The sequence below is a fragment of the Nitrosospira sp. NRS527 genome, assembly GCF_018406445.1.
In the GTDB taxonomy this organism is placed as follows: Bacteria; Pseudomonadota; Gammaproteobacteria; order Burkholderiales; family Nitrosomonadaceae; genus Nitrosospira; species Nitrosospira briensis.
In genome coordinates, this window is record NZ_AP024515.1 from 1,768,539 (window position 1) to 1,793,971 (window position 25,433).

Annotated in this window: 27 protein-coding genes and 1 pseudogene; 16 read left to right on the forward strand and 12 right to left on the reverse strand. The window is 52.7% G+C overall.

The genetic code is table 11. The features are described from left to right. Positions 1-132 precede the first annotated feature (132 nt). The 11 genes from KJS40_RS15310 (at position 133) to KJS40_RS07940 (ending at position 11,512) form a co-directional block, all read left to right on the forward strand. Complete coding sequence (locus KJS40_RS15310) at positions 133-1,014, forward strand: all3515 family Zur-repressed PEP-CTERM protein (protein WP_244859499.1); 882 nt, start codon at positions 133-135, stop codon at positions 1,012-1,014. Further along, a complete protein-coding gene (locus KJS40_RS07890; RefSeq protein ID WP_213537008.1) occupies positions 1,014-2,267 on the forward strand; it encodes a GTP-binding protein in 1,254 nt (417 codons plus the stop codon). Before KJS40_RS15310 ends, KJS40_RS07890 begins: the two co-directional genes overlap by 1 nt. 358 nt (positions 2,268-2,625) lie before the next feature. After that, the gene (gene dksA / locus KJS40_RS07895; RefSeq protein ID WP_348529517.1) at positions 2,626-2,997 is read left to right on the forward strand and encodes an RNA polymerase-binding protein DksA; all 372 of its coding nucleotides are present in this window, start codon (positions 2,626-2,628) and stop codon (positions 2,995-2,997) included. A gap of 26 nt (positions 2,998-3,023) precedes the next feature. Beyond that, entirely contained in the window at positions 3,024-3,788 is a 765-nt protein-coding gene (locus KJS40_RS07900; RefSeq protein WP_213537009.1) for a DUF1826 domain-containing protein, read from the forward strand. A 356-nt stretch (positions 3,789-4,144) separates the two neighbouring features. Beyond that, the gene (locus KJS40_RS07905; protein WP_213537010.1) at positions 4,145-4,480 is read left to right on the forward strand and encodes a hypothetical protein; all 336 of its coding nucleotides are present in this window, start codon (positions 4,145-4,147) and stop codon (positions 4,478-4,480) included. After that, positions 4,480-4,698, forward strand: coding sequence for a hypothetical protein (locus KJS40_RS07910; protein ID WP_213537011.1), 219 nt, complete (start codon positions 4,480-4,482; stop codon positions 4,696-4,698). The genes KJS40_RS07905 and KJS40_RS07910 overlap by 1 nt, the downstream gene beginning before the upstream one ends. 167 nt (positions 4,699-4,865) lie before the next feature. Next, positions 4,866-5,552, forward strand: coding sequence for an endonuclease/exonuclease/phosphatase family protein (locus KJS40_RS07915; RefSeq protein WP_213537012.1), 687 nt, complete (start codon positions 4,866-4,868; stop codon positions 5,550-5,552). A gap of 439 nt (positions 5,553-5,991) precedes the next feature. After that, positions 5,992-6,537, forward strand: a complete 546-nt coding sequence (locus KJS40_RS07925) for an SRPBCC family protein (RefSeq protein ID WP_213537014.1) — start codon at positions 5,992-5,994, stop codon at positions 6,535-6,537. 349 nt (positions 6,538-6,886) lie between these two features. Beyond that, positions 6,887-7,396 (forward strand): DUF4142 domain-containing protein, encoded by a 510-nt coding sequence (locus tag KJS40_RS07930; protein WP_213537015.1) that lies wholly within the window; start codon positions 6,887-6,889, stop codon positions 7,394-7,396. Positions 7,397-7,805: 409 nt separating this feature from the next. Further along, positions 7,806-10,649: a cation-translocating P-type ATPase gene (locus KJS40_RS07935; protein ID WP_213537016.1), complete on the forward strand. Its 2,844-nt coding sequence runs from the start codon at positions 7,806-7,808 to the stop codon at positions 10,647-10,649. Between the two features lie 335 nt (positions 10,650-10,984). Then, a complete protein-coding gene (locus KJS40_RS07940) occupies positions 10,985-11,512 on the forward strand; it encodes a DUF1269 domain-containing protein (RefSeq protein ID WP_213537017.1) in 528 nt (175 codons plus the stop codon). Positions 11,513-11,553: 41 nt separating this feature from the next. Here KJS40_RS07940 and KJS40_RS07945 read toward each other — a convergent pair. From KJS40_RS07945 to KJS40_RS07970, 6 genes and pseudogenes are all read right to left on the reverse strand, one after another. After that, positions 11,554-12,475, reverse strand: a pseudogene (locus KJS40_RS07945) (IS3 family transposase); the annotation flags it as partial. Between the two features lie 221 nt (positions 12,476-12,696). After that, positions 12,697-13,197 carry a hypothetical protein gene (locus KJS40_RS07950; protein WP_213537018.1) on the reverse strand — a complete coding sequence of 167 codons (501 nt, stop codon included), beginning with the start codon at positions 13,195-13,197 and terminating at the stop codon, positions 12,697-12,699. Between the two features lie 376 nt (positions 13,198-13,573). Beyond that, complete coding sequence (locus KJS40_RS07955; protein ID WP_213537019.1) at positions 13,574-14,437, reverse strand: hypothetical protein; 864 nt, start codon at positions 14,435-14,437, stop codon at positions 13,574-13,576. Between the two features lie 68 nt (positions 14,438-14,505). Continuing rightward, a complete protein-coding gene (locus KJS40_RS07960) occupies positions 14,506-15,042 on the reverse strand; it encodes a hypothetical protein (protein WP_213537020.1) in 537 nt (178 codons plus the stop codon). A gap of 640 nt (positions 15,043-15,682) precedes the next feature. Then, positions 15,683-16,138 (reverse strand): DUF2501 domain-containing protein, encoded by a 456-nt coding sequence (locus KJS40_RS07965; RefSeq protein WP_213537021.1) that lies wholly within the window; start codon positions 16,136-16,138, stop codon positions 15,683-15,685. 46 nt (positions 16,139-16,184) lie between these two features. Continuing rightward, the gene (locus KJS40_RS07970) at positions 16,185-16,733 is read right to left on the reverse strand and encodes a pyridoxamine 5'-phosphate oxidase family protein (RefSeq protein ID WP_213537022.1); all 549 of its coding nucleotides are present in this window, start codon (positions 16,731-16,733) and stop codon (positions 16,185-16,187) included. A 323-nt stretch (positions 16,734-17,056) separates the two neighbouring features. Between KJS40_RS07970 and KJS40_RS07975 the strand changes: the two genes are divergently transcribed. Continuing rightward, on the forward strand, positions 17,057-17,662 hold the full coding sequence (locus KJS40_RS07975; protein ID WP_213537023.1) for a UbiX family flavin prenyltransferase: 606 nt from the start codon (positions 17,057-17,059) through the stop codon (positions 17,660-17,662). A gap of 554 nt (positions 17,663-18,216) precedes the next feature. Here the strand turns inward: KJS40_RS07975 and KJS40_RS07980 are convergent. The 5 genes from KJS40_RS07980 to KJS40_RS08000 all read right to left on the reverse strand — a co-directional run bounded on the left by KJS40_RS07980 (position 18,217) and on the right by KJS40_RS08000 (position 21,814). Continuing rightward, positions 18,217-18,387: a hypothetical protein gene (locus KJS40_RS07980; protein WP_213537024.1), complete on the reverse strand. Its 171-nt coding sequence runs from the start codon at positions 18,385-18,387 to the stop codon at positions 18,217-18,219. Between the two features lie 209 nt (positions 18,388-18,596). Continuing rightward, on the reverse strand, positions 18,597-18,899 hold the full coding sequence (locus KJS40_RS07985) for an EexN family lipoprotein (protein ID WP_213537025.1): 303 nt from the start codon (positions 18,897-18,899) through the stop codon (positions 18,597-18,599). Positions 18,900-19,256: 357 nt separating this feature from the next. Then, positions 19,257-19,784 carry a hypothetical protein gene (locus KJS40_RS07990; RefSeq protein WP_244859500.1) on the reverse strand — a complete coding sequence of 176 codons (528 nt, stop codon included), beginning with the start codon at positions 19,782-19,784 and terminating at the stop codon, positions 19,257-19,259. 364 nt (positions 19,785-20,148) lie between these two features. Next, positions 20,149-20,841: a DUF6475 domain-containing protein gene (locus KJS40_RS07995; RefSeq protein ID WP_213537026.1), complete on the reverse strand. Its 693-nt coding sequence runs from the start codon at positions 20,839-20,841 to the stop codon at positions 20,149-20,151. Then, positions 20,831-21,814, reverse strand: a complete 984-nt coding sequence (locus tag KJS40_RS08000) for a YdaU family protein (protein ID WP_213537027.1) — start codon at positions 21,812-21,814, stop codon at positions 20,831-20,833. The genes KJS40_RS07995 and KJS40_RS08000 overlap by 11 nt, the downstream gene beginning before the upstream one ends. Positions 21,815-21,993: 179 nt before the next feature. Here KJS40_RS08000 and KJS40_RS08005 point away from each other — a divergent pair, with 179 nt between their 5' ends. From KJS40_RS08005 to KJS40_RS08020, 4 genes are all read left to right on the forward strand, one after another. Then, a complete protein-coding gene (locus tag KJS40_RS08005) occupies positions 21,994-22,524 on the forward strand; it encodes a helix-turn-helix domain-containing protein (protein ID WP_213537028.1) in 531 nt (176 codons plus the stop codon). Between the two features lie 296 nt (positions 22,525-22,820). Further along, complete coding sequence (locus KJS40_RS08010) at positions 22,821-23,039, forward strand: hypothetical protein (RefSeq protein ID WP_213537029.1); 219 nt, start codon at positions 22,821-22,823, stop codon at positions 23,037-23,039. 69 nt (positions 23,040-23,108) lie between these two features. After that, on the forward strand, positions 23,109-23,441 hold the full coding sequence (locus KJS40_RS08015) for a hypothetical protein (RefSeq protein WP_213537030.1): 333 nt from the start codon (positions 23,109-23,111) through the stop codon (positions 23,439-23,441). 328 nt (positions 23,442-23,769) lie between these two features. Beyond that, complete coding sequence (locus tag KJS40_RS08020) at positions 23,770-24,027, forward strand: hypothetical protein (RefSeq protein ID WP_213537031.1); 258 nt, start codon at positions 23,770-23,772, stop codon at positions 24,025-24,027. Positions 24,028-24,159: 132 nt separating this feature from the next. Here the strand turns inward: KJS40_RS08020 and KJS40_RS08025 are convergent, their stop codons facing one another. After that, positions 24,160-25,344, reverse strand: coding sequence for a hypothetical protein (locus tag KJS40_RS08025; RefSeq protein ID WP_213537032.1), 1,185 nt, complete (start codon positions 25,342-25,344; stop codon positions 24,160-24,162). Positions 25,345-25,433 lie beyond the last annotated feature (89 nt).

Consider the following 25,433-nt stretch of genomic DNA (forward strand, 5'->3'; position numbering starts at 1 on the left):
AATCGTTCTTGACCATAGCGCTATTGATAAACTATTATCAATAGCGTCACTCCCGTATAAGCTCGGCTTATGCATCGATGGCTACGATTTTATCTCACAACTTTATCTTACAACTGCACACGGAGAAAGTATATGCGTTCCAACGTGTTATATGCCGGCTTGGCTGGCTGGGCTATTATGATGGCTTCCTTCAATATTTCGGCATCATCGCGGCATGATGAAGGTATCGGCTTCTACATCGGGTACGATGGGCTGGCGACTATCGCTTCAGGCACTTATGCCGGGTTGCCCAACCCCAACGTGGACCGCCTCACTCTATTGCTCGATCACGGCGAGCATTTTCACGGTATCGGCGCCTACAGCTACAGCGGGACAGCATCCGCCCCCAATGTACTGCCTACCAATGCGAATAATCGTATTCCCGAAATTTCTTCACTCGAAAATCCCCTGCCACTTGAGTTGGGCAGCGGACTCTATGATGGAACATTGCGCAGCGCCGTAGGTAGTTCGGAATACAGCCATCTCGGCATTGCGTCGATCCAGTCTCTCGCGGGCCACGCATCGGGAAGCATGGAGGACATCCTGTTTCAGAGCAGCAACAATCGCTGGTCGGGATCGCTGAACAATGTGGAGCTTGGCCTCAGGCTTGTCGAGAGCACGCAGGGGCTGCATGTCGGAACCGCAACGACAAAAGATATCTATAGCACCGGTGATGTATTCAACCTGGGCATCAGTAATAACTTCGAGTTCAAGCCAATCTACTGGGTCGACGCATCCGCTCCTGGCGGCATCTACTCTGCGACTTTTGAGTTGCTGAATACGGAAACAGGCTCGTCCATTAAGGATTCGGGTACTTTCCATCTGAATTTTGCTGTTTCGCCGATTCCGGAACCAAGCACCTACGCCATGCTTCTCGCAGGCCTGTTCTTTGTGGCATGGGCAGCGCGCAGGCACGCTCGACAAGAACGAGAGAGTCTCATTAGTAGCGTGCCAAACCAGATGACGAGGTTGTAATGGAAACAATGGAAAAACGCTTGCCGGTGACAGTACTCTCGGGATTCCTCGGTGCAGGCAAGACGACCTTGCTTAATCACGTTCTGGCCAATCGTGAGGGGTTGCGCGTAGCGGTAATCGTTAACGACATGAGCGAAGTGAATATCGATGCCTCGCTCATCGAAAGAGGCGCCCAAAACGCAGGCGCCGCTTTATCGCGTACTGAAGAAAGATTGGTGGAAATGAGCAACGGCTGCATCTGCTGCACCTTGCGCGAGGATTTGCTTACAGAAGTACGCAAGCTCTGCGCCGAGGGTCGTTTCGATTATCTCCTGATCGAATCGACCGGAATCGGCGAACCGATGCCTGTCGCAGCAACATTTGATTTCCGGGATGAGGGCGGCAATTCGCTCAACGATATCGCCCGGATAGATACTATGGTCACTGTGGTCGATGGAGTAAACCTTTTTCGGGATTTTTCCAGCGAAGACCTGCTGGCCCAGCGCGGCGAAGTGGCGGGTGATGAAGACAATCGATCTCTGGCTGGCCTATTGACGGAGCAGATCGAATTCGCGGACGTAATCGTGATAAGCAAGATAGATAAGGTAACACCGGGCCAACTCAGTGAAGTCATGGGTGTGATCAAGGCCTTGAATCCGGGAGCGGAAATAACTTTCGCCAGGCATGGTGATGTTCCCTTGAACGAAATCCTCGGTACAGGGCGATTCGACTTGGATTGTGCCAGTAAGATGGCGGGTTGGTTTAAAGAACTTGCCGGAGAACATATGCCGGAAACAGAGGAATTCGGCATCGTCAGTTTCGTGTTGCGCCTGCATGCACCATTGCATCCCCAACGTTTTGCAGCTTTTATCGAGCGCCCGCTACCGGGGATCCTGAGGGCGAAAGGCTATGTGTGGCTGGCAAGCCGTCCTGAATGGGCAATCTCCTATTCGCGCTGTGGCAACATCGCCAATGTGGAGCCCGTGGGGCGTTGGTGGGCGGCGGTGCCGAAAGAGCGCTGGCCAGCGGAAGGAAGCGAAGAGCGTGCATCGATAGAGCAGAACTGGCGACGGCCATACGGAGACAGAATCAATGAAATCGTCTTCATCGGCCGCGATATGGATCGGGATTTGATAAAAAAAGCTTTTTCCGAATGCCAGCTTCGGTCTTATGAAATCCGCAAGGGCCTGGACTACTGGCGGAAGCTGCCAGACCCGTTTCCCGAGTGGGTTGCGGCGGCAGCGCTCGCGGAAGAGGCAACGGAACATATATGAGCGCGGTAATTCCACAGACTTTCGATGAGTGGCGCCGGTGTATTGAGCACGGCTGCGGGATTCCACTGACTCAGGAATTCATTCAAAAGCGATTAACCGTATTTCGCCAGCCACGGCATGAGGAGACACTCCGCTTCATTCATCATTATGGAGAAACGCACTTGAAAAGAATCCTGGATTGGTATCAGCGTGCGTTTAACGAGCTTTTTAAATAATGGGCCGTACGAGGCTGATGGAACCGATAGAAGTTCGCATGCTCTGCATACGCCAGCTTGGCTTAACTATGATATGTCATGAAAACTAAGCACTCCTCCTCCGTGGAGCGCGCTATTCGCGAGGTTCCGTCCGGGGAGTACATGTGCGCGGCGCAATTGGAATTCTTTCGTTTCCGGCTGGAAGTTTCCGGCTGGAAGATGAGTGGCGCATGTTGCTGGACAACGCCCAAAGCACGCTCGAGCAGATGCAGGCTATTGTTTCGGAGTCAGATTCAAACGACCGGGCAAGTACGGAGGAGAAATTTTCCCTTGAGTTCCGAGTGAGGGACCGCGAGCGTAAATTGCTCAAGAAAATCAAGGATGCCCTTCTGAGTATCAAGGCTGGGACGTATGGCTGGTGCGTGGAAACTGGGGAGCCTATCGGCATCGCGCGCCTTTTGGCGAGACCGACGGCGACGCTCTGCATTGAAGCACAAGAGCGTCACGAACGTTATGAGCGAAGTTATCGAATCTAGTATCCAGGAAGGCGGCGCAATCGACGATGAATGATGAACTGGCTACCATTGAGATGATCGATCCGAATCTGCTACAGGATAGTCGCGAGGCCAGCTTTGTTCAAGCAATGGATAGGCATGCCGAGCCTTCTCAAAAATCGTCGCAAGATCAAATATCTCATCCGTATGCATGCACTACGGCTGAGCCAGTGGACCTGATACGGATTTTTCATCCGCTTATCCAGGTTGTTCGGTGGCGGCGGCAGGTCGATCCTGGTATCGAGGCTTACTTGCAGCAGAGGCCGGTAAATAGCCATTTAAGAAATGGTTTCCGTATCGTTATTCCGGCCGGTGAAGGCCTGGAGCTTGATTTCTTGCCAGACCTTCCGGGCCGACGAGCAATGGCCCAGGATATTTCGCTCATTGCTGATATTTACTCGGAGCTTCTTGGTTGCGATGAAATCGCCCTACGTCTGGAAGTGTCCAGCAAAGCCATGTGCCCTCGTTTTCACGTGGATCGCACAGGCATCCGTCTCATTTGCACCTATCGTGGACAGGGAACAGAATGGATTGACGACAAGTGGGTGGATCGTAGCAAGCTCGGACAGGGATCGCTGGGTCTTGCCGATGACGCTTCCGGCCTGTTCGACACCAGAACGACAGTTGAGGCAGCCGCACCATTCGACGTCTTGCTCTTGAAAGGTTCGTTGTGGCAGGAGAATATTCGAAGAGGTGCAATCCATCGTTCACCCTCCGTCACTGCCGGGAGCGGGCCGCGCATTCTCCTCGTAATGGATGCAATCTGGACTTGAGGAAAAAAGCCTGACTTCCGTCTTCTTTGACAATGTTTCGTTACGCCGTGCAGCGGTGAGCGGAATGCGTGGTTTCGCATGCGATACCATGCGCCGAGGTCCAAAAACATGCCTGTTTCCGGTACGGTTGGCTTTGGAGGTTGCTGCGGCCGAGCCTGACCCAGTCGCCCGGTCTCGGAAGCTTTTCCATCCATTCAACGGTCGCGGGTCGTACGGGGGGCGTCGCTCTCCGCTCCCGCCTTTATGTACGACAACGAACGGACGAGCAATCAACTAACTCATACTATTCAAGCTTTGGTATTTGCCCCCAATGAAAGATGGAGCAATATTCCCATGGAACGAATCAGGAGTTGATAATGGAAAAGGAACCGTTGATCAAGTTAGCCTGGCGCGGCCATGAAACGATCGAATCAATACCACCGTTGCTGGGCGATGCGCAGCAGATAGAAATTATCTTGCCAGCCAACTATAACCACTCTTTATTTTGCGCGCTTCATCCTGACGAGCCTCCAGCTCAGCTGGAAGAAATCGATGCTTCGGGTGGCCCGGAGCTTCTCGCTGTCATCGCGACTGTCAAAGGACTGGAGGAGTTTATTGCACTCGCAAGAGCACTGGCCACAGCGCACATCGAGGTGCAGGTCGTCAGTCCGCCGAGTGTGATAATCAAGCCCATCGGGCATCTCAACACGTAATGCCCCACTCCACCATCTTGAAGCCAGGGGCTAGCTGTTGGCGCGTCGAACATGCCGATCGGGCCGCATTTCTTGTGGATGGGGCTGAATTTTTTCGGGCTTTTCGTGAAACGGTAAAACAGGCACAGCGTTCGGTATTGATCATTGCCTGGGATATCGGTAGCCGTATCGATCTTGTCCATGTCAACCTTCGCGCTGGGCCATTTGCTGGGCCGTAATACAGTACGCCAACAAACTCCCGATTGAGAGCACGCCGATTGAATGAATACCTGACATGAATTTCCAGCACGGCACAAGAACACCGCGACACTAACACCAGCGTGGCAGCCTGCTCATACTATATTCTTCATGACAGAAAATTTAATCTTTAGTCTTTACGCGACTTATGCACCTTACGCTGGTTACATACAATATACATGCGTGTGTCGGCACAGATGGCCGCTTCGAACCTGCACGCATCGCTGACGTGCTTCGTGAGCTGGACGCAGATGTCGTGGCGCTGCAGGAAGTGGACCACCATCATGTCGACGGTTATGACCTGCTGGATTACCTGGCTGCGAAAACCGGCTTGACCGCCATTGCCGGCCCTACCCTGCTGCGCGAATCCCGGCATTATGGAAATGCCATATTGACAAAGCTTCCCATCTTGACAGTCAACCGCGTCGACCTGACCCTTCCCGGCCGGGAACCGCGTGGGGCGCTTGATGTGACCCTCGATGGTAAAGAACGGCATGTGCAGGTGGTCGCGACCCATCTCGGACTCAAGCCCTGGGAAAGGCGCCACCAGGTTCGTCAGCTGCTCAAGCTGTTCGACATCGGCTCGAAGGATATTTATGTGCTGCTGGGCGATTTAAACGAATGGTTTCTCTGGGGACGTCCCCTGCGCTGGCTGCACGGCCACTTCCTATCCACGCCCCACGTCGCGACCTACCCTTCGCGCCAGCCCTTCATGGCCCTCGATCGGCTTTGGGTGCATCCACGTCGCCGCCTCGCAAAATTGGAGGTCCACGCCAGCAGCCTCGCAAGAATTGCGTCCGACCACCTTCCCTTGAAAGGTATCATTGAAATCTAGCGCGCGAGAACAATAAATCGGTTCAATGTCACGCCCTGTAAATCCCCTGCTGCTTGCAGTTTCTCCTGTACCGATCGAGAAACTCTGGCCATGAATCCCGCCCCGTTCTTTTATTGCGCTGTCCTCCCAGGGGTGTGCCGTGGTCACCTTGCAATTGATTATTCTGCGCACCGCGATAACGGGGCGGTCACCTGGTTCAAATTTGCAGTACTTTTGCACTACGTGTACAACCGCACAGATCACGTGCGGCAGAGAGTACATTATCTTAAAAGAGGTGCAATTTGCTGCTGTGTTCACTCGAACCGTATGGGTAAAACGCGGACAAATTTTCTCTCACAGTTGAGCGAGTCTTCCGCCAGCTCAAGTACCAAGCCAGGTAAAGCTCGCGAATGAAAAGAACTTCGGAATGGCAGTGGGCATCTACTTGGGGGAAATTAAAATGTTAAAAAAAATTGTAACGATCGCTGCGGTTACCGCAGGGGGACTCATGCTGTCAAAAAAAATCAGGAAATCTCGCGATTCTGAAAACACGTCGACAATGGAAGATTCGATCGAGGTAAATTTGCCGATAAACACGGTATACAATCAATGGACACAGTTTGGGGATTTTCCCCGCTTCATGAAAGGAGTATGCGAAGTACGGCAAATTGATGACACGCATTTGCACTGGCGCGCAAAAATCGGCGGTAAAGAAACGCAATGGGATGCAGAGATCACGGAGCAAGTGCCGGAAACGCGGATTGCCTGGCGTAGCACGAGCGGCGCTAAAAACGAGGGTGTCGTCAAATTCTACAAAATATCCGATTCGATAACCCGGATCGTGCTGCAAATGGATTACGGCCCCAAGGGTATTATTGAAGAGATTGGCGATGCGTTGGGACTGGTAAAGATGCGAACGAGCGGAGATCTCAAGCGTTTCAAGGAATTCCTCGAAAATCGCGGGAAAGAAACGGGAGAGTGGCGCGACTCGGTCGCCCAACACTAGAAAGTAATGCCGGATAAGCCCCTGGGTTCACCCACAGGGGCCGAAAGCGGCACTCAAAACGGGCTTGTGGCGATGACAGAGAGGCGAAGATACGCATTCGCCGACCCTTGACCACGAGCTTGAAAAGTAGTGCGTCTTGCCTACTTCAATCCGCACCGCGTCACCCGGCGTTCATCTCGTCAACCGCTGCCCTTTTTTACACGGCATTCCTTAGACAATTTCCCTGGACAAGTCCAAGGCGGGTAGAAACGCTCTACTGATAACAGCTTTTGCGACTTTCGCCGTAGAGTTTCCGTGGTAGAGTTCATTGCTCAGTTTATTACTCGACCTATCAAAATAGGGGATCAACATGAGAAATCTACTCTTTTTGACTGTTGGGCTGGCCGGTTCCGCATTTGCCGCCGCTGAACAAAAGATCGGCATCGACGATGCGCAAATCGCTCACGTCGTGGTTAGCGCCAACGATGTGACTGTCGAGGCCAGCAGGTTGGCAGGGCTTAAATCGTCCAACGAGGAAGTCAAGGCGTTCGCTCATCAAGTTGCACGTGAGCACTCGCATGTGAATAAGGCGGTCGCTGAGCTGGCAACCAGGCTTGAATGGACACCCCGGGACAGCCCGATCAGCCAGGAGCTGAAAGTCGATGGCGAAAACCACCTTGCCGGGCTGAACGTTGCATCTGGCGAGGAATTCAATAAAGCGTACATCGACCAGATAGTCGCTTTTCACCAAAACCTGCTTGATTTGATTGACAATACACTGATGCCCAATGTCAAGAATGAGGAACTGGCAGCGCTATTGTTCAGTTTATTCGCACCCCTTTCCGACCATCTCGAGCACGCCCAGCAGATTCAGAAGTAGCAGAATAAACTACCACCTACTAAAAGTAGGTGGGTTAGCGCAGCTTGGAAGCAGACGACTAAAGTCGTCTAATCGCACCAAGCTAAACACGCATAAGTCAAAATATTTAAAGTCAGAGTCACCGGCTAAAGCCGGTGGTTTTAACCAAATTTATTGAAATAAAGCTAGCTGCCTGTCGGACTTGAAGAATCGCAGCGAAAAAGTGACTGGGTGAGGGCAGATTTTGGGGGTTGAAGGTCAATAGTTATTCTATTGGTCGAAAAAGCAACGAAATATGAACCAACCAGGCGCTTTTGCAGCCGATTTCCTTTAAGTCCGACAGGCTGCAGAGCCGGGTAATCACAAGTTTATCTACTGCATGAACTCTCATGCTCGGCCTTCAACTACAAGCACATCTTGAACCTGGCGGATGAACATAGCGCATCCTGAGCAAGATCAGAAGATCCCTTACCAGCAAGAGATCGAGAACGTATTGATCGTATTCGCCACAGACGCACAGCGTGGCTTGAGCGAAGAGGAAGCGCGGGCGCGGCTCGATAGATATGGGAAGAACGAGCTCGAGGCTGAAAAACCGGTTCCCCGGTGGAAGAAATTCCTCGCCCAATTTCAGAATGTGCTGGTTATTCTGCTGCTGATTGCAACGGCGATCTCGGCAGGATTGTGGCTGTACGAACGCGAATCGGCGTGGCCCTATGAAGCAACCGCCATATTCGCGGTCGTGTTGCTAAACGCGCTCATGGGCTACATACAGGAATCACGAGCGGAGGAGGCAGTAGTTGCGCTACGCCAGATGTCGGCGGCGCACGCACATATTATCCGCGATAGTGCCCAGCGAAACGTCCCTGCAGCCGATCTCGTACCCGGCGACATCATTCTCGTCGCGGAGGGTGACACCATCCCCGCAGACGCCCGGCTGCTCGAGTCGGCTGCGTTGCAAACGGCGGAGGCGGCGCTCACCGGCGAAAGCCTGCCTGCATCAAAAGATACGCTTACCATCATGGATGATGCCGAGCTCGGCGATCGCCGCAACATGATCTTCAGCGGTACCGCAGTCGCTTCCGGGCACGGGCGTGCCGTAGTCGTGGCAACGGGCATGCAGACCCAGATGGGGCGCATTGCCGGAATGCTGAAAGATACATCGGCAGAGATAACACCGCTACAAAAAGAACTGGCGCGCGTGGGCAAGCTGTTGGGGATTATCGTTGTCGTTATCGCCATTGTGATGATAGCGGCCATTATCATTGTTGAAGATGTCAGCGGTGCCGCGGCTCTTTTTGACGTGCTTATCCTTGGAGTAGCGCTGGCTGTCGCGGCAATACCCGAAGGTTTACCTGCGGTGGTAACCGCGGTTCTATCTCTCGGTGTACAGCGCATGGCCGCCAGGAATGCCATCGTGCGCCACCTCCCCGCCGTTGAAACGCTCGGTTCGGCAACTGTCATCGCCTCCGATAAAACCGGTACGTTGACCAAAAACGAAATGACGGTGCGTATCATCGTCACCGCAAGCGGGCGCATATCCGTGGGCGGCGTGGGCTACGCACCGGAAGGAAAGGTAGGCGAAGTGCGGCCGCACGAAGATGAAGCGCTGAGCCCGCACGGAAACAGGATGATTGACGGCGCACTGCGAAGTGAATTGGAACAAGCGCTTACCATCGCCGATCGCGCCAATAATGCCGTTTTACAGGAGCACAATGGGCACTGGAGCGTACAGGGCGATCCCACGGAAGGCGCGCTCATTGTAGCAGCGCGTAAAGCGGGGCTGGAAGATAGGGCGCTCAATGCGCGTTTCGAGCGCGTTGCCGAAATACCCTTCTCATCCGAGCGCAAGCTGATGACGACGATTCATACCGACGCCCAAAAGCGGGAGCAACTGATCGTCTTTACCAAAGGCGCGCCGGACCTGCTGCTTGGGCGCTGCTCATACGAGCTTGTGGGAAGCGAGACAAAAACTTTGGTGGCGGATCGCCGTGCAGCGATCAGAAAAATGAATGAAGCGCTGGCAGGCGAAGCATTACGCACCCTCGGGGTTGCTTTTCGCTTGTTGCCGCCCGGCGCGCTCCAAATCGATGATGTCGACGAACGCATTGAACAAGACCTCGTGTTCGCCGGGCTGATCGGCATGATCGATCCACCGCGTGAAGAGGCGAAAGAAGCCGTCGCCCGCGCGAAGAGGGCCGGGATACGCCCGATAATGATAACCGGGGACCATCCGGTCACTGCCGGGGTTATCGCAGCCAGCCTTGGCATAGCGGAACATCCGCAGGCCGTTACCGGCGCCCAGCTTGAGAGGCTATCGGACGATGCTCTCGACCAGACAACAAAAGAGGTGTCGGTTTACGCGCGCGTCAGCCCCGAGCACAAGCTGCGCATCGTAAAAGCGTTGCAGCGAGGCGGCGCAATTGTCGCAATGACCGGAGACGGCGTAAACGACGCACCTGCCTTGAAAACTGCGGATATCGGCATAGCAATGGGCATCATGGGGACGGATGTTTCCAAGGCCGCCGCCGACATGGTGCTCGTGGACGACAACTTCGCTTCAATCGTTGCGGCTGTCGAAGAAGGACGCGCCATTTTCTCCAATATCCGGAAGTTCCTGCGCTATCTTCTGTCATCGAATATCGGTGAAGTATTCACCATGTTCTTCGGTGTGCTGCTGATGGATGTCATCGGGCTGAAGGCTGAGGAAACTATCGTGCTCCCGTTGCTGGCGACGCAACTCCTGTGGATCAACCTGGTAACGGATGGTGCACCCGCGCTCGCCCTCGGCGTCGACCCCGCGGATCCTGGCGTGATGCGCAAAACGCCGCGGCCGAAAGGCGAAGGCGTTATTACATCCCGGATGTGGTTTGGCATCCTGTTCACCGGCATCATAATGGCAACCGGTACGCTGCTGGTGCTCGATGCCAGTTTGCCCGGCGGATATGTGGAGGGCTCAGGCAGCATGCGCTACGCGCAGACCATGACGTTTACAACCCTGGTGATGTTTTCGCTTTTCACCGTTTTCAATGCCCGTTCCGACGAGCAGAGCGCATTCGTCGGGCTGTTCTCCAATAAATGGCTGTGGGCCGCTGTTATGCTGGCGCTCGTGTTACAGGTGGCAGTGATTTACATACCCGTTCTGCAACAGGCATTTTCCACCGTAAGCCTGAACTTTGACGATTGGCTACTTTGCACGGCGGTGGCAAGTTCAGTGCTATGGCTGCGTGAACTCAGCAAGCTGATACTGCGCATCGCAAGGCGGAGTCGCGGTTGACTGCTTGATATCCGCCAAGACCGCTTCGATTGACCTGATCTTCCACGGATGTCTCGCCCGTTCTGTGCGGGTGCAAGAAAACCGCCGGGAATAATCGGATGGCGCGCTTTATGCCACTAATCCTTTATCCATCTGACGGACTATGTCGCCAAGCTATGTGCGGCACCGAACAGACAGGCGGTAGTAAGGAACTTATAATTGGGTTTTTTGCCGATGCTGTTCACCTATCACTATTCTGAAGGATTGGCTCCTCGTCGGCTCGCGCTGCTTCGAGCACAATGAGGCCATCTGAATCGTGTAGGGCATGGTGAACAAAACAATTAGAGAGGATAAATATGTCTGAATTAGTTGTAGTGGGCTTTGAAAATACCGAGGAAGCCGATCGTGTACTGTTGAGGCTTGCCAAGTTAAAAAAAGAATACCTCCTGGATCTCGAGGACGCGGTTGTCGTCGTTCGTGATGACGAGGGCAAGGTCCATCTCAAGCAAAGCATCAATCTCACCACTGCCGGCGCAACGTCGGGTTTTCTTTCCGGCGGCCTGTGGGGCATGCTGGTCGGATTGCTATTCCTTAATCCATTTGCCGGATTTGTACTGGGCGGCGCTATTGGCGTCGGGGCGGGTGCGCTGTCAGGTTCTTTATCGGACTATGGTATCAACGATGACTTCATCAAGTCATTGGCCAATACCATTCCGAATAACTCGTCGGCACTTTTTATTCTTGTGCGTAAGGCACAGCCGGAAAAAGTCATGGCTGAACTCGCCGGCGTTACAGGCAAAGTACTCCGTACATCCCTGTCCCCCGACCAGGAGAGAAAGCTTCAGGAAGCACTGGCGGGCTCAACAGCGGCAGCTAAAACATAATCTTTTGAATTTTGAACCGGGAGCCGATCCTGGTTCCCGGCGCGTCCATTGAATAACTCGATGTAGGCGTTCTGATTGGGCTTGCCCGGTTCGATCAGGAACAGCTTGACACCCCGTTCGTGTGCCCAGGTCAACATGGCCCGTCCGCAGAACTCCTTCCCGTTGTCGTGCGAATTGCCTGAGGAAGTCCGCGCGCGACCGCCAGCTTATCCAGGATTCGTACCAGGTGCTGTCCGCCAATGGCCCGCTCCGGAACAATAGCCACCGCTTCATGGGTTGCATCATCCACCACGGTCAAGCTCTTGATGCTGCGACCCTCCGCCGTGCGGTCAAATATGAAGTCCATGGACCAAGCCTGGTTGGCGGCCTGTGGCCTGCCCAGCGGTTGGCGATGGGCCATCGGAATCTTCTTGCGTTTACGCCTTCTTACCTGAAGACCTGCCTCTGCGTACAAACGGTCGACGCGCTTGTGATTGACCACCACACCGGCTTGACGCAGCTTCAGATAAATCATGCCTGCCCCATAGCGACGGTGCCGCTGTGCCAATGCCACGATCTGCGCTTTCAACGCCGAGTTTCGGTCTGCAACAGGTTGATAGCGATAGGCACTGGCACTCATGCCAATTATCCGTAATGCCCGCCGTTCGCTTAATCCTCGGCCGGTCATATGGCGCACCAGATCACGACGTGACGGTGCGCTTACCACTTTTTTCGGAGGGCCTCCTTCGTGATCTCGCTTTCCAGCATCGACTCGGGGAGCAGTTTCTTCAACCGCGTGTTCTCGGTCTCCAGCTCCTTTAGCCGCTTCACATCGGAGATGTTCATTCCCCCAAACTTGCTGCGCCAGAGGTAATAGCTCGCCTCAGAAAATCCCTGCCGACGACACAACTCCGCCACCGGTAACCCCGCTTCGGCCTCCCGTAGAAATCCAATGATCTGCTCTTCGGTGAATCGCTTCTTCATGTCCAATCTCCTTTGCGTAAGATTGGACTCCAAACTCAGCCGCTACTCAAGTTTGAGGGGGCGTCGGTCTTGAACGAATTTGCGACATTTTCGTAAAAGTAACGTGCAAATTTTGTTCGCTCTTTCAAGAAGAATTCTAAATCCAAATTTCACTCCAAGAATTTCTGGTATGCATAACGTGTGAATTGTATGGGCCGCCAGCCGTTCGCACCAATGAGTAGCTAGACGACATCATGGCCATTGCGAGCTTCGTTCTCCTCGACGATCAAATATTTGTCTATTGCGACTGCTATCATGACAAAACGATACCTTGCATCTGATTTCTCGTATTCTGGCATCCCATGCTGACCGAGTTGGGCGTGGGTATCCGCATATGCCTCACGAATGATCTTTTGGTCTTCCTGCGAGAAGGCCTGCCAAAGCCGTTCCACCATTGCATCGGTCAGTGTTACATCAAGGCTATGGGCAAACTCGTTTCGAATTTCACCTAATACCTTGAGTGGTTGTAGAATTTCCTCGTTCAGCCCTAGCGCTACGGCCATTCTTATCCGTTGTTCATAGCGCAGATTGTTTGGAAGATGGGTAGGGTGAGGCGTAAGGGCAGCGAGCACCTGGTAGACGCGAGCTTCAACGTGTATGTGTGCCCGGACGACAGCACCTAATGGGTCCTCTCCCAGTAAAGCTTGAAAGAACGCGTTATCGCTCGCTGGAGTACGGACCATATGGTGTCGTCTAACTTTGTTATAGGGAGACAACTTTGCGCCCTAACTCCGATGTCTGCCTCTCAACCCGACGTGCAGAATATCTCTGAAAGGCGCTTGCTGACTAAATAGCTCTTTTATGCTCGTTGCATTTATACAGTATTAAATTTTCGTGTAAAGCAGCACTACGCATATAGAGCGACAAGGCGGCAGCATATACCCAGTGTGTCTAACTGTCTGCTTCCAGAGAAAAACATCAATGATGGCCGGTTCTGACACATTTCTGCTCGCGGCGAAAGTCGCAAACCGACACATTTCAGACAATTGGTCTTCCCGATAACGGACGCTCAACGTTGCTGTTCACCCGCCGCCGACGGTGGTGCGGTGCAAAAGCGGATTAGACACCTTTCCCGCCTATTTCGATGAGATATCGAATGTACGCGACGCCTATGAATAGTGAAAGCTCAGCCTCTGGCAATTGAGGGCGTCCGGTTTGAACATGCCCATGTCGTACAAGCGGTGTCGTATTGGAATATACATAAAGACGTTCAAGAGCGTCAAGTAGGTGCGTAGAATACTTTGGATCCTTCCGCATTAACTTGATTGCATTGCCCAAAGTTGAAGCTTTTGGAACAAGAGCCTTTGCGACGCTCTCAAGTGCACTGACGATTTCTTTGATGCTATTCGCTTCGTCGATTGGATGCTGATAAAGATACGTGACTGCCTTTTGATAGTGAACGCGAGCAGTGGCGAATCTATCAGCCAATTCCGACTCGATAAGGGTTACGCGCTTACCCATCGACTTTGGAATTTGACGATGCAGTTCTGATTTGTCATTCAGACTCCATCCGATAGTATCCTCTTGAAGTAGGACATTCAGTTTTGTCTGATATCCTTTGGAGTATTCTGTTTCGTTGAATGGCCCATCGTCATCTTTCTTAAGGAGAAGCGCTCCAACGAGTTCAACGAAGTCATAGAATTCTGGCCATTCACAATCCTTGAGGTGAGCGGTCAATGCCCCCCAGGAACTATCATTGTCGTAATCCCAAGGGTCTGCCTCTTCTCGAATCAACGCTATGAAGGCTTGATGAGTTTCCTGAGTGTCGAGCGGTTTGCTACGCTGACTATATGAACTGCCGTGAGTACCAACGAACTCACCCAGCACCCCTTTGATATATCCGACCCGAGTTGAACGTGGTGCATCCTCGAGGATCAGCGTCCGATTGCCTTTACTTGCTGCGAGTCGTGCAGAGAAGCGCATTGAAGGTGCCTAACGTTGGAGATCAACGGCCTGCGCGGCTTTTTGTGCAGATCCGGTGGATGGGGAGGTTAGGTCTCGGCACGGAAACCCTCCAGTTGTTTGGCTAGCATTTCTGCACCGATGCTTAATTTCTGTGATCGTGGAAGTGTGCTTAGGCCGGGAAAAATAAGCTCTGCTTTTTTTTGAATTTCGTTTTCGGCGCAAAGGTCGAAGGCACCCGATGCAAGAAACCAGAACTGGAAGGTCTGCATTTGAATAGACGTACTTTGAAGCTCCCCGCATTCAAGAGTGGCAAAGAAGACTAGGTACTCCGACTCACTTTTGTCAAATTCCAGTATCCCTTCAGGATCACGGTCCCCATGTTTGAAGAAATTCCATGCGCTTTGCATTATATTTTTAATCGCAGCTTTGGATACGCCGTGATCAATTCGCATTTTTTCGCGCCATGACTGGGTTCCTGATCTCTTGTCAATGACGTCAGAAAATATGTTCGAGGCTGCGACGGTTAGCGTGTGAACAACAATCGGATCTGCTCCATCGAAGAGCAGCGATATCGCTGCATTTAGCTGTCTTGAAGCTGCGTCGAGCTTTGCGATGCGTTCCATCTGCGAGATCTAGCGTTCGAAATAATCGGCCGCCAAACGGGTCCGGTGCATTAAGGCGCTCTGTCCCATAGATAGCAAGATTCTTGCGTAATGAAATGCAATGCTTTGTGGGAAGGAATCAAGGGCAAATTAACTATCAAATACTTATAATGCACTATAGCATACGGACGGAGGAGGTATATGGCAAACAGGTCTCGACATATCGCGTATGTACAAATGGCGGCTTGGGAGCTGAAGCTTGACCGTCTCCCCTTGGCACATTTCTACCTGTGGCGAAAGTAGTAAACCTATCCCCAGGGTCACTTTGAGAATTCATTAAATCCGACACGGTCTGACATTTTCTGGCGGATCAAGTCGGAGCTACTATAGTGTGGCGGTAACTTTGACGGTAACTACATTTTCTCCAACTAGAATAACTTAATATACACGGGCATTGCAGAGCATTATTCAATTGACGCCGCCTCAGCGAGTTGGCTACATGCGCATTGAGCACTTCACTATCTGGTTGCACCTCGAACCGATCATCCGGTACTCGGCGTCAAGATGGGCGTACAGGAGCGGTAGTTGTCGCCTTCGTCCACCGACGCCCTCTGCTCACGGTATACTTATCGGGCATAACCCGGCAGTTCAAGACCAGCGATCAAAGCATGGACTTGGCCTGGTCGAGTATCTTGTTGCATACTTTCTTGATCGCCTTGGCCTTCAGGCCAGCCATACTCAAATCAACGCTCTGGCCGCCACTGCCCGTCAGGATACCACTCGCGCCGCTAATATAGTCGGGGTTGTTCTGGGCCGGTTGTTCCTCGCTACCGGCGAGCTTTCCCATCAATTGATCCTTGACCGAAGAGGCCGAAGAGGCGTTTTCACCGCCCAGATAATTATTCTTGACGCAAAATTCGATAACGCCCGCGGCATTGCCGGTACTTCCCGCCGTTATGGATGACAACGACCCCAGTGAAGAGGCTGCGCCGCCGATATTGCTTCCGCCCATGATGCCTTTCAACTGACCCAAATCCTGGGCTGCAACGGAACCGGAAAATATCGCTATTGCAATGCTGCCGCCTAATAACAACGGATGACGCTTGGAAATATTCATTCGACTTTCCTCCAGGGTGTTTAATAAACTGCTGTGATAAGGCGCGTCACACTGACGGTACATTCCGCAAGACCGCAATCTGGCGGTACCAGCGGGCAAGAACGACTTCCGGTTCGTGTAGGGAAAAGGTCAAGCCAGACTCCACGTCTGCATAGCGCGACAAATGCTTGTGTATGCGCTGTACTTGTCCTTCGAAAATGGCGAGCGCAACGCCGGCAGCTTTACTCTCGCCCAGCTTTCGCATTCGCATCCGTATTTCGCACATACCACGGTCGAGCGGCATGGTCAGCGTCGAGCGGCCGTCACGAGCAATATTGGCGGCGGTACCCGAACTCGGGAAGATAATAAACCGGATACGCCCGTCAGGCAGCACAAGTATCTCGCCGGCACTGAGCAAGGCGGCGTGAGGCCAGCCGTCCGAATCCACAGTAGAGAGCTGGAAAGCAACATTTTTGGTGGCCAGGTCTTCCCCATTCAAATAGATGGAAATTTCATGGGGAATGTCAATCCGAGATATTTCAGTCGGCGGGAGGTAAAGCGGGTTGGCTTCGCTCATGTTGGTTTCGTCCGCACTGATTAGGTCACAACGTGCCACTTAAACCTAGCACAGGCCTAAACCATCGTCAACATAGATCATTAACATAGATATCGGATATTGTGATCTGGCGAAGCATACGACGAACTCAGCCGCTTTGACAGCCCAGCCATATCAGATATGAAGAGCGCGATTCCGTTCTCCCAGCCGCCAGCCTACCCGTTCACTCTGGTTAGAGCGACTGGAGCTGATAAAATGTTCCCAAAGTTCGATCTGACATAACTGCCAATATTTTATTTCGGATAAGTGGAAGTAAGATTTTATTAAAACGATTAGAATCAGACGAATCACGCCTCTCAATTGAATTCGGAGTACCGCATCGCATGGTCGAATCACGCAAACAGAGACTTATCGTGGGCATTAGCGGCGCTACGGGAATCATTTATGCGATACGGGCCCTCAAGGTGCTTCGCACCATCGGCATCGAAACGCATCTGATCGTCAGCCGTGCCGCCGACCTGACGCGGACGTACGAAACCGATCTCAGCAGGGAGGAATTGGCGGCCATGGCAGACCATGCCTACAACATCAAGGACGTGGCAGCCCCAATCTCATCAGGATCCTTCCAGACGCTGGGAATGCTTATTGCCCCCGCATCGATGCGGTCGGTCGGCGAAATAGCCACAGGCGTTACATCCTCGCTCCTGACACGCGCTGCCGACGTCGTACTCAAGGAACGCCGTCGATTAGTGCTGATGGTCCGTGAGGCGCCGCTGAACCTGATTCATCTGCGCAACATGACAACTATTGCAGAAGCCGGTGGCATCATTTTCCCCCCCGTGCCCGCATTCTACTCAAGGCCCACAACGCTGGAACAAATAATCGATCAGTCGGTCGGGCGGGCTCTCGACCAGTTCGGCATTCATACCGATATATTCCCGCGATGGGGAGAAGGTCTCCGCAACAAGATGACCCGCCAAAGCGAGTAACACCAATCGCCACCTCTTCATATCACCGTTAGACTCATGAATACTTCCCGGCTTTAGTTCCCCTTCAAGCCTCAATCGAGGTTGTCCCTTCCTCCAGCTTCCTTCGTTGCCCGGTAGAGATAGTCGGTGGGCTATTCATTGCCTTCCCCACCGACAAGGCTCTAAGAAGCCTAAGACACACTGGTGAGAACTCCAAGACACCAGCCACCTCGTATGGAAACATATACGAACCGGAAAAGAAATTCCTGAATAAAACGCTTATGTGCGCTGACGCGCGGAAAACCATAATGAGTCAGGGGAGAATTGATGACAAGTGAACGCGGCTATCCAGCTTCGCGTTATTTCACTCAATAACTTGATATTCAAGGAAACGACATGAACAATATTATCTGGTGGGTAGGCTTCATTGTTATTCTTCTCGCTGTATTAAGTTTCGTCGGGCTGCGTTAAGGAAAATTGCCTCGGTATACTTCGGTAGACCGAGGCGACCTCGTTGTTTCGAAGATACTGCCTAAGCAAACGGCGCCGTGAAATAGCGCAGCGCACGACAACTATCAGCGCGCCATAACGAATAGCGAGATGGGCAACAGATTCACAAAATTAGCCCACCCTCCATACTCGGGTCTCGATAATACCTGGCTGTATTTTTTGGTTTTCATCAGATTACGCCGCGCTAACCCGAGCTTTTCGAAATTCCCGTTGGTCGCAGCGTTTACAAAACGCATTTAACCGCGCGGCGAGAACACCACCAAATCGGGACGATGATTTAACCTGCCCGGTGCCTCAGCAATAAAAGTAAGCGCGACAGCTTACACGAAGCATCTATTGACCTATATGCCTGTCAATAAAGGCAAGCATCGCTGCCCGTAAATCCAACAACTTATCAGAGAAGAAGTTTTGCCGCGAACACCCGCCGCAACCAGCAAGAAAGAGCTCAGTGAGGGCTGGGGATAGTGGGCATGGTTCTAACCCCTTCGCTTGACGTACCCCACTGGGTGTCGGCTTTCGCATTATTTTCTGCGCGGCTCGCATTCACGCAATTAGGTGTTGCGTCAATGCTGCGTGGACTGGTCTTGCATTCATTCAGCTTCGCAGCACGCTCGGCGGCGTTTGCTTCATACCAGTCAACGGATCGAACTTCTTCCTGCGGCTCATGAGTCTCGCAGCCCACCAGCGTCGTTATCAATAGCGCCCCCACTGCCATGAAAACAGCCATCACTGTCTTTTTTGTATTCATGATTTTCGCTCTTTAATATGCTCATTGGCAATTCCGGCCCGCGCTCTCAGAGGATGGGTAAATATAGGTTCTGCTCTACTTTTCCAGCAAAAAAACACAAGCACATCCTCAATATACCGGCAGAATGGATGGGACTGAAAATCAGGCTTATCGGTATCAACCGATAAGCCTGATTTTTCCCTCATCCATCATTCGTCACCAGAATCAACATCCGACAAGGCCGGAATAGCAACGATCGGAGGTCATTTTTTATTTCATTTTGAGCATTACACGACTCAAATTGTTGCTCTGTGCGCTAGCGAACCTACCGGTGCAGATCCAATTGCTCTTCCGGTTGGGGTACATCCGCGCCAACCACTACGCCATCTCGCCAACCATCGGGCTCCGCAACAAATCACGGATCTCCATTTCCTTTTGCAAGATATCCATGGCCTGGTTATGGATCATATCCAGCGCGTCATAGCCCCGATTGCGCAACGAGGCCGCCTTGAGCATCCCGCACGCCATCGATTTTCTGAGCTCGCGCAAACCTGACTTTTCCCCGCAGTAGCTGCGGATTATTTGTTCAGTGCCTCTTCGGCTATGCATTCCCGTGCCAAAATTTGCGGCCAGATGGCGCGCCAGCAAATCAAGACCGCTTGCTTCCCTGCCGAATTGCACGCTCACGTAGGCCATGTGCAATGCGGGCAATACGCGTTCGCACAGCCCGAGTATCAATGCTGCTTGCGCGTGCCGATCGTATGCCGTCAACTCGCCGTTGGCCCCCTCCCCTGCCCCATCGGTTCCACGCATGGCATTCACCGACGAGATTTTCACGATCGGCCTGCTGCAGGTTTCATAAGCCCATCCGAGGGCGTGCTGCGGATCATTAAATATCATTGTCATATTCCTTCTGGTTGATATAACGCACAATGTTTCCCATGCTTCCGCCCTTTCCCGCAATATTTCGTATGTTGCGAACCAAGACGGATAGTCTCTTCATGTCGGCAGCCATGGCACGACTGCGACTGCCTGCGAGCGGCAACCTCTTCGGGATTTCCGTATTCCCAGTGTTCGAGATGCACTGAGTCGATACTTGCCCTGGTCGCGCTGGTCGCCCTGGTTGTTGTGCTGGCGATATTCATTCTCTTCTGCCGCTCCGATGTATCGAATATTTTTCCTGCACCCTGCAGGTGCTGATATTTCTGGTATTTTTCCCTGCATCCATTGCTTACACCTTCTCCATGTTTAAATATGACTTCACCAATTTCTATTGCCCCTCGACGCCACATTGCTCAACCTGATATTTCGCCTGCCCATTTCGGCTATGCAATGTTTCTCCAATAGCCTCGCCCAGACCATCGCTCATGCGTTTCAAACCCAGCGCCGGCTGATCCGTTCCCCCGCGCAGCACCTGCTTCGCCAACTGCTCGTTCCCGATCAATAGTGGTCTGTCGTTGCGGAAGCCCTTCAGGTTGTTATGGGCTGTCGCGATGCCAATTAGTGTGGATGGGTATTGCGGACGCTCGCTGCGGGAACGGAAACCGCGGTAGCGATTCTCGAATTCCTTTGCCACAAACGGCCATTCATCCTCGGCTTTGGTCCCAAGCGCAATCCAACCGCCCATGTCGTGGATCACCCGGTGGATCAACGCGTCGTCGAACACCACGTCACAGTACGTTCCCGCTTGCCGCACGGCCTGATCGACCTTGGCCCAGGCTCTTAGCGCGGCATCCTGCGTCGAGCCTTGCAACATGCGGATGACGTCAGCCGGTTTGGGCGCGAACTGTCCCGCATCCGGATTCGCCAGATGCCGGTTAAAAGCATCCACAATCGCAGCCAGGTCATACTTCTTGAGCGCGGTCCACCATACATCCAGCGCAAAGGTCGATACGCTTTTGCCATAAAATCCCATCACCCCGGCAATCCCGTCGTGAAATTTCTGAAAATCATCAGCTTGCATGCCGGGCTTCCCTCGATTGCGGCTCTTCGGCTTCCGCCAGCCTCAACTCCGGCGGCAGCCATCCCTTCGTCGCAGCCCTGTTCGATGATTCGAGCAATTCCTGCCTGTTGGGCATCCGTCCCTGATGCAAGATCAGTTTTGCGGCCTCCTCGCGCTGGCGCTTTACCGTACCTATGACATAAGCAAAATTCTCCTTTCCCTTTGCAACGGCGCTTTTAGCCGCTTGCACAAATTCATCCTCCACCGCGCCTGCCTGCAATAACGCAAGCAATGTCGGATGATGAGGATTGCTGCCTTGAACCCCATGCCGGGCCAAAGCCTTGCAACAGGCCCCCGCCGCGCCCGGGGGCACTGAACTTCGGCTTCCGGCTTCAAAGGGTTGGGTGGAGCTGGAATAGATGTTGGAAATAATCGGGGAAGTAACACCAGACGCGATGTCGGATACACACACCTGCTCTTCCGGTGAGTAAATAGTTCGTGTAGAACTACAGTCTCTATCTTGATGGGGCTGGTATTGGTGCTGGCGCTGGTGAGCTTTGCCACCGGGCTCCCCAGCAGATATTGCGGCGGCTATATCGCCGAAAGCCGTGGATAACCCATCGGGTATGTCTTGGGCCTCCCGCCGGGTTTTCTGGAAGGACTCTTTTGGCGGACGGCCGCCTTTTCTGCCGTTGATGCGTGCCGCCTCTATTTTGGGCCGGGCCTTGGCAATCTCGCGGTCGGCACGATGGTTATGGCGCAAACCATCCATCTCGGAAACAGGAAAAAACTGATCGGCAACCACCTTCACGGCGTGCTGCTCAAGCCGCGTCATTGCCCTGCACACCCTGTAGAGGCTGGGCAATTCCTTGGGCAAGGGCTTTTCTACGCTAAAATAGGTATCGAGCAGCATTGTGTAAGCACCGTGCTCTGCCAAAGACAAGTGTGCTGTGTCCCGCTGATAGTCGCCGCAATATCGTTCGTAATAATTCACGGGATAACTCCATTTATTCGCTGTAACTGAATATGAATACGGTAATCCGGCTGGTCGGATCGCATAATGAAACCTTTTTTAATTGGCGATCTCCAATAGAAGGCATTATTACAAGTTTAACTTGTTCAGTCAAGTTATTCTTGTAAGCAGATTGCAAGAGATGCTTGTATTATGAATGCATGGATATTGCGAAAATAATTCGGGAGGGGCGTGAAAAGCTTAACTTGAACCAGTCCCAGCTGGCTGATCTGGTTGGCGTATCGCCGCAGGCTGTTCAGCAATGGGAGGCGGGCGCAACCCAGCCGCGCGGAAAAAGATTGAACAAGATTGCGCAGATACTCAAGCTGTCGCCAACGGTGACGCATTTCGGAGCGCCGGCGGCGCCTGGAGGAAAATCACATAGTGAACGCAGGGGCACAAGAACCGGCGCATCCGCCAAAGCGGATCCTGAAAAACGCAACTCGGATCATGATCCTCTTATCGATCAAGTTATTGAAGCGATGCGGCGCATGTCGAAAGAAGACGCTGCCCGTCTGGTAACAATAAGCAAGGCCCTTGTCGGCGAAGGGTCTGTAGAAAGGGCGGAGGCTATGCCCGACCTGAAACCACTGCCTGTTCCCGATCTAGCCGCTCATCCGTCACCCGCTTTTCCTCCGCGTCGGATGTCCCAGGCAGGAACAAAGGGCCGGGGAAAGACGGCAGTCAGATAGAAGGTTGCACGACCGGCATCAGATGGACAGGCGGAAATTCGACAGGCGCCGAAGCTAGCAATCTGTCGGGCTTGAAAGAATCGCAGCAAAAAAATGACTGGTTAAGGGCAGATTTTGCGGACTTTGAAGGCCAATAGTTATTCTATTGACCGAAAAGCGGCGAAATATGAACAGGCCAGACGCTTTTGCAGCCGATTTCGTTTAAGTACGGCAGGCTGCTGGTAAGCGGCCCCGAGGAGAAGCCAGAGAATGATTAACAACGATAGTGCGACCAACCCAATCAAGACCTTAACAATATGAAACCTTCCAGCGGTATTCCCTACGACAGCATAGAGATGCTGTTCGCTTTTCATGTTTCCGAAAAGGCCCGCGCGAAGCGAGAGCAATATATTATGCAATTCCCTCAACAATTGCGTGAAGCGGAAAAGCGTAGCTATACGCTCGAGCAAGCGGTAAAGGAAATTCTTGCGGATGTGGCCGAAGTCGCCGTGCTCATCAAGGAATTGGAGAGTTAGCATGTCTCGGACGCGTTGCTCGCGGTAACGATTTTTAAAAATAATTATTTATATCCTTCGGAGCCCACTATGAAACCCGCTATTGTCGCCCTGCTCAGCATATTGATCCTTTCTTCATGCGCCGTGGGACCAAAAATGAACCGCCTGCATGAAGGCATGACAAAATCGGAGGTCCTGGGCGCTGTCGGCAGCCCCGATGGCTACCAGCGTAGCGGCGAGTATGAGGTACTGCTCTATGTTGACCGGAACACTACCCCCTGGACTTTTTTTGGCGGCTATTATCGGGATGTCTCCGATTACTCGGTCATTTTAAAAGACAATCAAGTAGTAGAGTATGGCCCCGGACGGACACATCAACGTGACTCCGAGGTGTCTCCTTTCGTAAGAATACCAAGCCGATAATCGCCGTTAAGGCAAATCCGCAATCCCTCAGTTCGAAACTTGTAGCGCGGGCACACGCGTTACAAGTTATCCTTGACAATTACAAGATTAACTTGTAATATGCTCTCCGTGCTGCAACACCTCGGTTTGTTTGGTCCAGGTGTTTGCAGCATCCGCGAAACAGACGTGTAGCCTGATCCGGCATAGCCTCGATCCAGTAAGCCCCCGGTGGCGTGGAAAGACAAGCGGTCGCATGAAGGAAACGCACAAAGAAATGTCCAGGCTGTGCCTGGCGCGGAACTGAGCCCGATTTGAAAGGGTAAAAAAGGTAAACTCGAGGAAAAGCGCGATGATGGAAAACGGGGCCGGGCGTTGGACAAACTGGATGGAAACATGGACCGAACACCGCCCGGTGCCCCTTGATCTATCAGATAGCGAGATACTGGACTGGTTAGGCGAATACTGCGACCAGGCAATTTATAGCCGCCCCACCCCGCAATATTGCGGCAGCTTTACCTTGTATTGCGACGAGATCAAGACAAAGGGCCCGACCCTGCGCGAAGCGGTTTGCCTTGCGGCGGCGAAGTGGAATGAGGTTAACGAATAAACAGCCACAGCGGCTACAGATATTCTGTAGATTGTGCGCTAACATAAACAGCCTGTAGCGCGGCGATGGTGTTTTTAGAACAAAAAAGATTAACGGCTAAGCGCATGAAATGGCGGCGCTTCCGCAGCCCTCTTATTCCCTATAGCTGATTTGAGACAGAAAACCTTCGCTTGGGGAGGCGATCACTTCCGGCTCTCTTGAAGCAACGATGGGGGGCGGGGGCGTTCCGAACCGCTTCCTGCGGGCTGCGCGTTCAACCACTGTGATGAATACATAATCCGGCTTGAAGGTTTCCACCAAACGAGCAAACAACTCCGGGTGCGCCTCGTCATAATGCAGTTGCAGTGTTTCGGTGAAAGTGGCAGCCATAAAGGGTGACATCGCCGTCCCGAAAGAATCGCGTAACCACAACACTCTCTTCTCATTCAAGGCGTGTTTCGATTTAACGAGTAATGGACGCCGCGCGGTATGAATTTGAGGATTGCCCCCGGATCGCTTGAGGCTGCCCGTATCGAAATCATACTGCTCGGTTTCGATAGGGCGATCACTGATAATCCTGATGACCACCTCCGTATCTCTTAATGTTTCCTTCAATCTCAGGAATTTCGCCAAATCCCCCCCTTGGCGCTCATTCACCATGAAACGACGTATCGGTTGCTCGGTAAGCCGCCGCAACCCCTCCTCGGCGCGAGCAATTTCCGTTTCGAAAGCACTAAAAGCCACCCAGGCGCCAAGGCTGTTCCAATGCGTGTCTGTTTTGTAGTAGAGCGATTCGGGAAACTCAGACTTTGCGGCTCGCAAGGCCATTCTGGTGTCGACATAGAGCCCCTGGCTGACATTGGCCAGCAACATATCCGTTGCAGAGTGGGCGGCAGGCTGCGCCCAGTCCGGCAGGAACTCGGGATAGATCGTACCCTTGTCGGGGCCCAGCATGACCCGAAACATACTGACGCCTTTTTGATTCAGCCACTGGCTCCAGGATTCGGTCGCACTCCCGATTACCCCGGCAATTTGCGCGTCCTTGGCCGTTGTCCCGTGACGTCCCTGAGCGACGGTTTTGTTGTACGGCTCCCCGAGATAAAGCCAGTCTTCTTTTCCGATGAATACCTGGCTCGGGTTAGTGGAAATCCCGTGAGGATAGGAAAAACGGCTCAGCAAAGCCAACGCGAAATCGAAATTGTAGAGTACGGATTCGCTCCACCATTCCTGACCCTCATTCTTCTGTCCATTCACATTCAACATGCTCAGGTTGATCACCGGCACAACCGCCAATGCAAGCAAGGCGGCGCAAACGAACATTAAAACTCTTTTTTTCATGTGAGCGCCGCTTAGCCCGGATGTTTCACAAATTCGCGTGATGATTGCGCAGGATTTTGTTTTGTAGGGAGATTTTGTGAAAGAGTGGC

Coding starts and splice junctions, on each gene's coding strand:
- KJS40_RS15310 (WP_244859499.1), top strand. CDS start 133: ATGCGTTCCAACGTGTTATATGCCGGCTTGGCTGGCTGGGCTATTATG.
- KJS40_RS07890 (WP_213537008.1), top strand. CDS start 1,014: ATGGAAACAATGGAAAAACGCTTGCCGGTGACAGTACTCTCGGGATTC.
- KJS40_RS07900 (WP_213537009.1), top strand. CDS start 3,024: ATGAATGATGAACTGGCTACCATTGAGATGATCGATCCGAATCTGCTA.
- KJS40_RS07905 (WP_213537010.1), top strand. CDS start 4,145: ATGGAAAAGGAACCGTTGATCAAGTTAGCCTGGCGCGGCCATGAAACG.
- KJS40_RS07910 (WP_213537011.1), top strand. CDS start 4,480: ATGCCCCACTCCACCATCTTGAAGCCAGGGGCTAGCTGTTGGCGCGTC.
- KJS40_RS07915 (WP_213537012.1), top strand. CDS start 4,866: ATGCACCTTACGCTGGTTACATACAATATACATGCGTGTGTCGGCACA.
- KJS40_RS07925 (WP_213537014.1), top strand. CDS start 5,992: ATGTTAAAAAAAATTGTAACGATCGCTGCGGTTACCGCAGGGGGACTC.
- KJS40_RS07930 (WP_213537015.1), top strand. CDS start 6,887: ATGAGAAATCTACTCTTTTTGACTGTTGGGCTGGCCGGTTCCGCATTT.
- KJS40_RS07935 (WP_213537016.1), top strand. CDS start 7,806: ATGAACATAGCGCATCCTGAGCAAGATCAGAAGATCCCTTACCAGCAA.
- KJS40_RS07940 (WP_213537017.1), top strand. CDS start 10,985: ATGTCTGAATTAGTTGTAGTGGGCTTTGAAAATACCGAGGAAGCCGAT.
- KJS40_RS07950 (WP_213537018.1), bottom strand. CDS start 13,197: ATGGTCCGTACTCCAGCGAGCGATAACGCGTTCTTTCAAGCTTTACTG.
- KJS40_RS07955 (WP_213537019.1), bottom strand. CDS start 14,437: ATGCGCTTCTCTGCACGACTCGCAGCAAGTAAAGGCAATCGGACGCTG.
- KJS40_RS07960 (WP_213537020.1), bottom strand. CDS start 15,042: ATGGAACGCATCGCAAAGCTCGACGCAGCTTCAAGACAGCTAAATGCA.
- KJS40_RS07965 (WP_213537021.1), bottom strand. CDS start 16,138: ATGAATATTTCCAAGCGTCATCCGTTGTTATTAGGCGGCAGCATTGCA.
- KJS40_RS07975 (WP_213537023.1), top strand. CDS start 17,057: ATGGTCGAATCACGCAAACAGAGACTTATCGTGGGCATTAGCGGCGCT.
- KJS40_RS07980 (WP_213537024.1), bottom strand. CDS start 18,387: ATGCGTTTTGTAAACGCTGCGACCAACGGGAATTTCGAAAAGCTCGGG.
- KJS40_RS07985 (WP_213537025.1), bottom strand. CDS start 18,899: ATGAATACAAAAAAGACAGTGATGGCTGTTTTCATGGCAGTGGGGGCG.
- KJS40_RS07990 (WP_244859500.1), bottom strand. CDS start 19,784: ATGACAATGATATTTAATGATCCGCAGCACGCCCTCGGATGGGCTTAT.
- KJS40_RS07995 (WP_213537026.1), bottom strand. CDS start 20,841: ATGCAAGCTGATGATTTTCAGAAATTTCACGACGGGATTGCCGGGGTG.
- KJS40_RS08005 (WP_213537028.1), top strand. CDS start 21,994: ATGGATATTGCGAAAATAATTCGGGAGGGGCGTGAAAAGCTTAACTTG.
- KJS40_RS08010 (WP_213537029.1), top strand. CDS start 22,821: ATGAAACCTTCCAGCGGTATTCCCTACGACAGCATAGAGATGCTGTTC.
- KJS40_RS08015 (WP_213537030.1), top strand. CDS start 23,109: ATGAAACCCGCTATTGTCGCCCTGCTCAGCATATTGATCCTTTCTTCA.
- KJS40_RS08020 (WP_213537031.1), top strand. CDS start 23,770: ATGATGGAAAACGGGGCCGGGCGTTGGACAAACTGGATGGAAACATGG.
- KJS40_RS08025 (WP_213537032.1), bottom strand. CDS start 25,344: ATGAAAAAAAGAGTTTTAATGTTCGTTTGCGCCGCCTTGCTTGCATTG.